Source organism: Saccharibacillus sp. WB 17 (assembly GCF_008634075.2).
GTDB lineage: Bacteria > Bacillota > Bacilli > Paenibacillales > Paenibacillaceae > Saccharibacillus > Saccharibacillus brassicae.
Genome location: NZ_VPFK02000011.1, coordinates 36,750 through 48,005, shown reverse-complemented (window position 1 = coordinate 48,005; position 11,256 = coordinate 36,750). Strand labels below are relative to the sequence as shown.

The window sequence follows — 11,256 nt, the reverse complement described above, 5'->3', positions numbered from 1 at the left end:
GCCTGGGCCGGGACGCTTCGTTCTTCGAACTGGGCGGCCATTCGCTGCGCGCGACGCGGGCGATCAACCGGCTGGAAGCGCGCACGGGCGTGCGGCTGCCGCTGACGGCGATCTTCGAAGCGCCGACGCCCGCGGCGCTGGCGCTGCGGCTGCAGGAAGCGGAACACCGCGTGTATGTGCCGATTCCGGCCGCGCCGGTGCAGGCGGCGTATCCGATGTCGTCGGCGCAGAAGCGGCTGTATCTGATCCAGCAGCTGGAAGGAGCGGGTACGGCGTATAACCTGCCGGGGCTGCTCGAACTGGAAGGGGATCTGGATCTGCTGCGGATCCGCTCGGCTTTTGCGCAGTTGATGGAGCGGCACGAGAGCCTGCGAACGAGTTTCCATCTGGAAGACGGCGAGCTGATTCAGCGGATCGAGCCGCAGGTCGAAGCGGTGGTGGAGTTCGAAGAAGGCGAAGCGGACGAAGACCGGGAAGTGTGGCTGAGCCGCTTTGTGCGTCCGTTCGAGCTGGACACGGCGCCGCTGATACGGCTCAAAGTGATCCGGACCGGAGGGGACCGGGGCGCGCTGCTGTTCGATCTGCATCATCTGATCGCGGACGGAGCGTCGATGAACGTGATCACACGGGAGTTTTCCCGGCTGTACGCGGGCGAGAGCCTGCCGATGCCGGAGCGGCAGTACAAAGACTACAGCGAATGGATGCGCCTGCGCGATCAGGGAGCGGCGGAAGCGTACTGGCTGAAGCAGTTCGAAGAAGCGGCGCCGGTGCTGGACCTGCCGCTCGATTACCCGCGCGGGCAGACGCAGAGCTTCGCGGGCGCAAGTTTTGATCTCGTGCTCGAAGATTCGCTCGTACATAAGTTGTCGGAACTGGGCCGCAGAAGCGGCACGACCGACTACATGATTTTGTTGGCCGCGCTGACGGTGCTGTTGGGCAAATACAGCGGGCAGGACGATATCGTGATCGGCAGCCCGATCTCCGGCCGCACGCATCAGGATACCGAAAACATGGTCGGCGTTTTCATTAACACGCTGGCGATGCGCGGCCGTCCCGAGCCGGGCAAGACGTTCGCCGAGCTGCTGCGGGAGACGAAGAACCAGGCGCTGCAAGCCCAGGCGCATCAGGAATATCCGTTCGAAGCTTTGATCGGCCGTCTGGATCTGGAGCGGGACTTGTCGCGCAACGCGCTGTTCGACGTGATGCTGATTGTGCAAAACAACGAAGAAACGGCGTGGGAAGCGGACGGAACGACGGTACGCGATATCGAGGGACCATCGGATAGCGCGAAGCTGGATCTGACCGTCGCCGTGCAGCGCAGGCAGGGACAATACGTCCTCAACTGGGAATACGGCACACGGCTGTTCCGGGAAGATACGATGCGGCGGATGGCGAACCATTTCCTGCAGGTGCTGCAAGCGGTCCTTCAGCAGCCCGAGACCCCGATCGGCCGTATTCGGGTGCTGAGCGCGGAAGAAGAACGCCGGCAGGTCATCGGCTTCAACGAAACGGAAGCTTATTACGATCGCGAGCTTACGCTTCCGGCGCTGTTCGAACGCCAAGTGTCCCGCAGCGGCGAACGCACGGCGCTTATGCTGCATGCGACCGGCGAGAGCCTGACTTACGATGAACTGAACCGCCGCGCCAATCGCCTCGCCGGCAGTATCGGCCGAATCGCCGATGAACCGCGCGGCACGGCCGTGGCGATCATGGTCGGCCGCGGTCTGCATATGCACGCCGCTATCTTGGCCGTGCTCAAATCCGGCTGCGCTTACGTGCCGATCGATCCCGAATTTCCGGCCGACCGGATTCGGTACATGCTGGAAGAGAGCGGGGCGGTCCTGCTGCTGACCGACGAAGCGCGTCTTCCGGAAGCGGGCCGCTGCTTCGACGGCCCTATCCTGAATCTGGATCGGGCCGACGCCTACGCGGCGGACGATCGCAATCCCGACAACGGCGTGTTGGCGTCGGATCTGGCGTATATCATCTTCACGTCCGGTTCGACCGGACGGCCCAAAGGCGTTATGCTGGAGCACCGCTCGGTGCACAACCTGATCGAAGGACTGGCGAACGTCGTCGCTTTCGCCGAAGGACAGACGATCCTGAACACGACGAATATTTCGTTCGATATTTTCGTCGTCGAATCGCTGCTCGCGCTGGCCCGGGGACTCCGTATCGTCATTTTGAACGAAGACGAACAAAAAGATCCGGAAGCGATTCGCGCCGCGATCGAACACCGGACCGCGAACGTGATCCAGATGACGCCGTCGCGTATCAAAATGTTGCTGGACGTCCGGGGCGGCAGCGCTTTCCGGTCGCTGGAACATATTTTGATCGGCGGCGAAGCGCTGCCGCAGTCGTTGGTCGCCGAGCTGCGCGAACGTTTCGACTGCAGCTTTTACAATCTGTACGGCCCGACCGAGACGACGGTCTGGTCGAGCGCGTTCGCTTTCGGCGTCTCGGACCGTCCGCTGATCGGCCGGCCGATCGCCAATACCGCGATCTACGTGCTCGACCGCTGCGACCGCCCGGTGCCGATCGGCGTCCAGGGCGAGCTGTGCATCTCCGGCGACGGCGTGGCCCGCGGGTATATGAACCGTCCCGAGCTAAACGAAGCGCGCTTCGTTCCGGACCCGTTCGCGCCGGGACGCCGCATGTACCGCACCGGCGATCTGGCCCGTTGGACAAGCGACGGCCAGCTCGAATATTCGGGGCGGATCGACGATCAGGTCAAAATCCGCGGATACCGGATCGAACTCGGCGAGATCGAAACGCTGCTCCGCGGCTGCACAGGCGTCAAAGACGCGGCGGTCATCGCGAGAACGGACCAGGCCGGCGAAGCTTACGTGTGCGCCTACGTCGTCGCCGGCCGGCCGGATTCTTTTAACACCTCGTCCTGCAAGCATGAACTGGGTCAGCAGCTGCCTGCCTATATGGTGCCGACGGCGATCGTCGTCCTCGAACATCTGCCGGTCAACTCGAACGGCAAGCTGAATCGTTCCGCGCTGCCGGAGCCGCAATTCGAGCAGCGCCCGGCCCGGGTGCTGCCGCAAAACGATACGCAGGCCAAGCTGGCTGCCATTTTCGCGGCGGTGCTGGAGCTGGAAGCCGACCAATTGAGCATCGACGATTCGTTCTTCGAACTCGGCGGACATTCGCTGCGCGCCGCGCGCGCCGTCAACCTGATCGAAGAAGAACTCGGCATTCGTCTGCCGCTCCGAACGCTGTTCGAACGCACGACGGTCGAAGAACTGAGCGAACTTCTGCATGCGGGGCCTGCCGCCGAATATCGCGGCATTCCGCAGGTGCAGCCGGCCGACAGTTATGTGTTGTCCTCGGCCCAGCAGAGAATGTACAGAATCGAAAGTCTGCAGGAAGCGGGGACCGCGTATCATATGTCCGGCGGAGTCGAAGCGCACGGCGAACTGGACGTATTCCAGGTCGAGCATGCATTCCGCAAGCTGGTCGAACGGCACGACATTTTGCGCACCGGATTCGAAGCGGGCGACGACGGCGAAGGGCGGCAGCGAATCGGGACCGATCTTTCGGCCAAAATCGAATTCGAACGCGCCGAGATCGAGCCGGATGCCTCGCTGCGGCATTTCGTCCGGCCGTTCGATCTGCGCCAGGCTCCGCTGATCCGGTTGAAAGTGATCGAGACCGGGCCGCAGCGGCATCTCATTTTGTTCGATATGCATCATATTGTGTCCGACGAAGCGACGCTTGATCTGATCATTGAAGAGTTTTTCCAACTGTACGACGATCAGGAGCTCGAACAACTGCGCGTGCAGTACAAAGATTACACCGAGTGGAGCCTGAGCAGCGGCACGCAGGAACAAGCGGACTACTGGAACGAACAGTTTGCCGGAGAGCTGCCGATACTCGACCTGCCGCTCGATTACCCGAGGCCGCAGATTCAGAGCTTCGCGGGCGACACGCTGCGCACCCGGATCGACCTCGACCTGAAGCGCCAAGTGACCGACACGGCGCGGCGGTCGGGCGCGACGGAATACATGGTGCTGCTGTCCGCCCTGCAGATTCTGCTGGCCGCTTTTTCCCGGCAGGAAGACGTGATCGTCGGCAGCCCGGCCGCAGGCCGGACACACCGGGATACGGAGAAGATGGCCGGCATGTTCGTCAATACGCTCGCAATGCGCGGCCGGCCGGAGCGCGGCAAGACGTATTCCGATTTCCTCGACGAGATCAAGACGTTCGCCGTATCGGCATACGAGCATCAGTCGTATCCGTTCGAATCGCTCGTCGAAGCGCTCGGCCTGCCGCGCGATCCGGCGCGCAATCCGCTGTTCGACGTCATGTTCGTGATGCAGAATCGCAAAAGCGAACGCCAAACGCTGCGCGGTCTCACGTTTGAACCGATTCAGGTGCGAACGCAGTCGTCCAAATTCGATCTGACGCTGAGCGTCGGCGAAGAAGCGGACGGATACGCCGTCGACTGGGAATACGGCACCGACCTGTTTGCGGAAGCGACGGTGAGCGCGTTCTCCGCCGCCTTCGAGCGCATATTGCGCAGCATCACGGCCGATGCCTCCATCCGGCTCGGTGAGATCGAACTGGTCGGCCCGGATGAACAGGACCGCATCGTGCAGATCTTCAACGACACGCGGCGTCCGTATACGCGGGAATCTTCGCTGCAGACGCTGTTCGCGGCGCAGGCGCTGCGCACGCCGCACGCCCAAGCGGTACTCAGCCGCCGCGACGCGCTGACGTACGCCGAACTGGACGCATGTTCGGACGCGCTGCTGAGCGCGCTGCGCCGCGCCGGCGTCCAGGCGGGCGGACGGGTCGGCATTCTGACCGACAAAAGCGGCTTGTATNTCGCCGGCCTGCTGGCGATACTCAAAGCGGGCTGCGCGTACGTGCCGCTGACGAGCGGCGATCCGGCCGAGCGTCTGTCGGCGCTGCTCGGCGACGCCGACGTGTCGGCGCTGCTGCACCTGCCGGGACAAGGGGATACTGCCCGCGCTATTGCGGGCGGGCGACCTCTGGTCGAGCTGGACTTGGCGGCGGCAATGCCGGGTTCTACGCACGCTATGAACGATTTGTCGGCGTCGGAAACCGCGCTCTCACCGGATATATCGGCGTCCGCCGTACATCCGGCATCCAACGCCGCATCCGCGCCGCCCCACCCCGGCAGCGGCGAAGACGAAGCGTACGTGCTGTTCACGTCCGGCACGACCGGACGGCCCAAAGGCGTCCGCGTCCGCCATCGCAGCGTGACCCGGCTCGTGCAGGGCACCGGCCTGCTGGACTTTGCCCAGGCGNNNTTCGACGCCTCGACGTTCGAGATCTGGGGACCGCTGCTCAGCGGCGGCTCCGTCTACCTGAGCGAACCGGCCGAAGTGCCGGACGCCGCGCAGCTGCAAGCGAAGCTGCGGGAGCACAATATCAATACGATGTGGATGACGGCGCAGCTGTTCAACCACTATATGGACGACGATCCGGCATCGGTGTCGACGCTTGACGATCTGCTGATCGGCGGCGAACGGTTGTCGCAGCGTCACGTATCGAAGCTGCTGGAACAACCCCGGCGGCCGCGCCTCATTAACGGCTACGGCCCGACCGAAAACACGACGTTTTCGCTCATGCACGTGATCGAAGACGTCAACGGCCCGCTGCCGATCGGCCGTCCGATATCCAACAGCACGGCGTATATTCTTGATCCCGGCGGCCGGCTGTGCGGCGTCGGACAGCCCGGCGAACTGGTCGTCGGCGGCGACGGCGTGGCAATCGGCTACCTGAACCGGCCGGAGCAGACGGCGGAGCTGTTCGGCGAAGACCCGTACGCCGCGGGCGGCATCTGGTACCGCACGGGCGATCTGGCCCGCTGGCGGCCGGACGGCACGGTCGATTATTTGGGCCGGACCGATACGCAGGTGAAGATCCGGGGCTACCGGGTCGAGCCGGGCGAGATCGAGCACGAACTGCGGAGCGTCAGCGGCGTGCGCGACGCGGCGGTGACGGTGCGCGAAGACGAATCCGGCGCGGCGTATCTGTGCGGCTATGCGGCCGCCGACGACTCGGTAGACGTCGACGAGATTCGGCGCGAGCTGGGCCGGCGGCTGCCGGGTTATCTGGTGCCGGCGTCGATTACGAGGCTGGAACGGCTGCCGATGACGGTCAACGGCAAGCTGGACCGGGCCGCGCTGCCGGAACCGGCGGCACCGCAGGCGGCCGAATACGCCGCGCCGCGCGACGAGACGGAAGAAGCGCTGTGCGCCGTGTTCGCCGAAGTGCTCGGCAGCGAACGCGTCGGCATCGACGACAATTTCTTCGAACGCGGCGGCGATTCGATCAAGGCGATGCGGATCGTGTCCAAGCTGCGTCAGCGCGGCTTCGAGACCGACCTGCCGCTCATTTTCCATGAAAAAGACATTCGGCATATCGCGGCCAAAATCGATCGCCGGGCCGGCGACCGACGGGCGGACGATCAGCTGCCTGTCGAAGGCGAGCTGAAGCTGACTCCGATCCAGCGCGAATTTTTCGGCTGGAACCTGTCCAAGCCTGAACATTTCAACCAGGCGATCCTCGTCCGTTCGCCGGACGAACAGCAGGAAGTGCACGTTCGGGCCGCGCTGTTCCATCTGACGCTGCATCACGACGCGCTGCGCAGCGTGTTCCCGCGAGAGGCCGCTCCTTTTGTCCGCGGGACAGAGACCGGCCAAGCCTACGAACTGTTCGTGTACGACTTTTTGGCCAGCGAAGACGGCGAACGGCTCGGCGCCAAAATCGAAGAGCGCTGCGAGCGGATACAGGCCGGGTTCGACCTGAACGGGGGCCCGCTCGTCAAAGCGGCGTTGTTCCGCACCGGCGGCGGCACGCATCTGTTCCTGTGCGTGCACCATCTCGTCGTCGACGGCGTCTCCTGGCGCATCTTGCTGGAAGACTTCGGCATCGCTTACGCCCAGTCGGAACGCGGCGAGCCGATCGTGCTGCCGTCCAAAACGGCTTCGGTCCAGCGTTGGGCATCCGAACTTGAAGCGTACGGCGACAGTTATTTGCTCCGGCGGGAAGTGCCGTACTGGCAGTCGGTGTGCGAGCAAGCGGGCGAAGCTGCGCTGCCGTCCGCCGATCCCGCAGACCGGTTCGCTTCGACGATTCTCGGCGAGACGTTCGAATTGTCGGAAGCCGATACGCGCCGACTGCTGCTTGAGAGCGGTTCGGCGTACACGACCGAGATTACGGATCTGCTGTTGGCCGCGCTCGGCCTCGCTTTCCGCAGCGATTTCGGCCTGCCGAAAGTCGCGATCGAACTCGAAAGCCACGGCCGGCATCCGATCGACGCCCGAATCGACGTCGATCGCACGGTAGGCTGGTTCACGAACACGTATCCGTTCGTGCTGGACTGCCTGCCGGGCGAAGAGATCGAAGCGGCGATCCGCCTTACCAAAGACCGCCTGCGCCAGGTGCCCAATCACGGGCTCGGCTACGGGCTGCTGAAAGCGCGTCCGGAACACGGGCTGACGAGCCGGCTTGCGGCCGGCACGTTGGGCGCAAGCTTCAACTATTTGGGCGACGTCAGCCGTGAAGGCGGAACGTTCGTCGTCTCGGAATACGGCAGCGGCCGGATGAGCGCGGAAGAGAACGGGGCGGTGCATCACTTTGCGGTCACCGGCATCATCGAGAATGGGCGGTTGTCGTTCACGATCGACTACGACGGCGCGAAGTACGCCCAGGCTGCCGTGTTCGCTTTTGCCGTGACGTTCAAGCAGAGCCTGCTTCGCGTCATCGACCACTGCGGCTCGCTGGACGAGACCCGCTATACGGCGTCCGATTACGGCGATGCCTCGGAGTGGGACGAAGAAGAACTGGAAGGCGTATTGAGATTATTTGAAGGTGGCGATGAGGATTAAGCGGGAACTGTCTCTAAAAAAATACCTGTTCAAAAACAAATTCCTGCTGGGAGCGGCCGTCGTATTGTCGGTCGCGTCTGCGGCGATGAACGTAGCGCTCGCTTTTATCCTGAAAGAGTTGATCGATATCGGCGTGCAGGGCACGTTCGGCGAACTGATCGATCTCGTGCTGCTCGTGTTGGCTTTTCTGGGACTGTTCCTGATCGTGGGCGTGCTGCAATATTTGTTCAAAAACAAATACGTGCAGCGGTCGATGATCGGCTACAAAGACGCCATTTCCCGGAAAATCATCGATAAAAATCTGGTCGATTTCCGCAAACGCAACACCGGCAGCTACATTTCGATCATGAACAACGACGCCAAGATCATCGAGACCGATTACGTCAGCGGCAACCTGATCCTCATTACGCAGATCGCCATGTTCGTTATGGGCCTGGCTTCCATTTTCTATCTGAACGTGCAGGTCGCCGTCGTGGCGATTCTGCTCAGTCTGCTGCCCGTCGCCGCTTCGCTTGCCCTGAACGGCAAAGTCGCTTTTCGGCAAAAGAAAGTATCGGAGAAAAACGAAGCGTTCACCATGTCGATCAAGGACGTGTTCAACGGCTTCACGGTCATCAAAAGCTTCGGCGTGGAGCGGGAAGTCGCGCAGACGGTATCCGAGGTCAACACAGAGCTTGAGACGCGCAAAAAAAAGTACAACGACATCACCGCGCTGATCGGCGTGCTGACCGAGACGTCGGGCTTTATCGTCGTCGTCGGCACGTTCACGTTTGGCACATGGCTGGCGATCCAGGGCAAGATCACGGTCGGCGAAGTGGTCGCCTACATTCAACTGCTGAACTATTTGCTCGGACCGATCGTGATCATGGCCGAGTATCTCAACAAACGCAAAGCGGGCGCCGCTCTGATTGCCAACATCGACGAGATGCTGCTTGCGGAAGAAGCGGAAGCGCCGGGCCGCGGCAAAAGCGAATTCGAGCGGGAAATCGCGTTCCGCGACGTCGGGTTTTCTTTTGACGGGGAACGGCGCGTGCTGGACGGATTAAACGTCCGGCTGGAAAAAAACAAGTCGTACGCGGTGGTCGGCCTGAGCGGAAGCGGCAAGTCGACGCTGCTCAACCTGCTGATGGGCTATTACGAAAACTACGACGGAGCCATACAGATCGACGGCACGGAGCTGAGAGACATCGATCCGTCGGACCTGTACAAACTGATCTCCGTTATCCAGCAGGAAGTGTTCATGTTCGACGCGCCGATCGAAGACAATATTTTACTCTACAAAACGTATCCGCCGGAAAAACTGGAGCAGGCGATTCGCATGTCCGGCCTCGACGAATTTATCGCCCGCAAAAGCACGAAATTTCACTGCGGCGAAAACGGGTCGTTTTTGTCCGGCGGGGAAAAGCAGCGCGTGTCGATCGCCAGAGCGCTGATCAAAGAGACGCCGATTCTGCTGCTGGACGAAGCGACGTCGTCGCTCGACAACGAGACGGCCGCTTCGATCGAAAAAGCGATTCTGGAACTGCAGGGCATCACCCGCGTTATCGTGACGCACAAGCTGAACAAGACGGCGCTGTCCATGTACGACGAGATCATCATGATGAAGAACGGAACGGTCGTGGAGCAGGGATCGTTCGACGAACTGCTGGAACGCAAAGGCTTCTTCTATTCGCTCTATACCATTACGTTCTAGCAAGTTGACCTTTTCGGCGATGCGGGAGAGAAGCGGGTCCGAACAGGCACGGCTATTTCGATTTCCGGACGAGGAAGTGAACCGATGAATCAGATGAAAAAACGGACGGTCGAGCGCATTTACGGATTGACGCCGATGCAAGAAGGCATGCTGTTCCACAAAATGCTCGACGAACGCTCCGGGCAGTACGTCGTGCAGGAGACGATGTCGATCGGCCGGGCGCTGGACGCCGGGCTCGTGAAGTCGGCGCTGGACATTTTGAGCCAGCGGCACGAGATTTTGCGCACGGCTATCGTCTACCGCAAAGTCAAAGTGCCGCAGCAGGTATTGTTTTACCGCCGGCAGATGGAGTTGGAACAGGTTGACCTGACGCCGTTTGCCCCGCAGGAGGCGCTGGATCGGCTCGAAGCGCTCAAACGGGCGGACGTCGAGCGCGGATTCGATCTCGAACGGGAAACGCTGCTGCGCATGAAGCTAGTCAAGACCGGACCCGCGTCGCAGAACATGATCTGGAGTTTTCACCATATCATCATGGACGGCTGGTGCCTGTCTATCCTGTACGAAGATTTCATGAGCGCTTATCTGGCGTTGGAAGCAGGCGAGCCGCCGGAAACGCTGCTGCGCCAAGCGGAGCGGGGACGGTCGGAGTCGGCGAGCTACGAAGATTACGTCAAATGGGTGCGCAGGCAAAATCACGACGAATCGCTGCGCTACTGGAAAACGATGCTGCACGATTATGCCGGGCAGTCGGGCATCGAAGCGCAAGGCACCGCCGAAGCTTCGTCCGGGTCGAACGCGGCGCATACGATCCGGCTGGACGACGCGCTGAGCGAACGGATCGTGCGCCTTGCCGCAGGGCGCGGCGTGACGACCAATACGTTTTTCGAAGCGGTATGGGGCATGCTGCTGCATAAATACAACCGCGGACAAGACGCCGTATTCGGCAAAGTCGTGTCCGGGCGCGGAGCCGACCTGCGCGGTATCGAGAAGCTGGTCGGACTGTTCATCAATACGATCCCGGTCCGTATCCGTTCGAATCCGGGCGAGACGTTCGAGCAGCTGCTCGAACGGACGCACGATCAGGCGCTGCGCTCCGGGAAGCACGATTACGGCTCGCTCGGCGAAGTGCAGGCCGGCAGCGCGCTGCCGCCGGATGCGATCCGGACGCTTATGGTATTCGAAAATTATTATACCGGTACGGGCACTTCGGAGATGGAACGGCTGATCGGCGCCGAAAGCGAAAAGTTCCGCGAGCAGACGAATTATCCGATCACGCTCATGATCGCGCAGCCGGACGTTTTCTCGCTGACCGTCCTGTTCGATGCGTCGCGCTATGCGCCCGAAGAGGTCGAACGGCTTCTGCGCCGGTTCGAGAGTTTGGCGGAGCAGGCTTCGGCGAATCCGGGGGAGCGCCCGGAGTCGTTCGACCTGGCGCTGCCAAGCGAACGCGAGCGCATCGTGCACACCTTCAACGACACGCGGCGTCCGTATGCGCGGGACTCTTCGCTGCAGACGCTGTTCGCGGCGCAGGCGCTGCGCACGCCGCACGCCCAAGCGGTACTCAGCCGCCGCGACGCGCTGACGTACGCCGAACTGGACGCCGGTTCGGACGCGCTGCTGCATTCGCTGCGCCGCGCCGGCGTCCAGGCAGGCGGGCGGGTCGGCATCCTGACCGACAAAAGCGGCTTGTAC

The 11,256-nt window shown here is 62.1% G+C and carries 3 protein-coding genes (2 of these 3 running past the window's edge); all 3 read left to right on the top strand.

Features of this window, described 5'->3' with window-relative positions:
- Window positions 1-7,871 carry the 3' portion of a non-ribosomal peptide synthetase gene (locus tag FTE24_RS23150; protein WP_160441639.1) on the top strand. 985 nt of this gene lie to the left of the window's left edge, so only the last 7,871 of its 8,856 coding nucleotides appear in the window; its start codon lies beyond the left edge, outside the window; the stop codon is at window positions 7,869-7,871.
- Window positions 7,861-9,564, top strand: coding sequence for an ABC transporter ATP-binding protein (locus tag FTE24_RS03795; protein WP_150229482.1), 1,704 nt, complete (start codon window positions 7,861-7,863; stop codon window positions 9,562-9,564). Before FTE24_RS23150 ends, FTE24_RS03795 begins: the two co-directional genes overlap by 11 nt.
- Before the next feature lie 84 nt (window positions 9,565-9,648).
- Window positions 9,649-11,256, top strand: the 5' portion of a protein-coding gene (locus FTE24_RS03790; RefSeq protein ID WP_160441638.1) for a condensation domain-containing protein. The gene runs 57 nt beyond the window's last position; the window shows 1,608 of its 1,665 coding nt (coding positions 1-1,608); the start codon lies at window positions 9,649-9,651; its stop codon lies off the right edge, out of view.

Excerpts from the sequence above, each read along its gene's own strand:
- FTE24_RS03795 (WP_150229482.1), top strand. The coding sequence starts at position 7,861 with ATGAGGATTAAGCGGGAACTGTCTCTAAAAAAATACCTGTTCAAAAAC.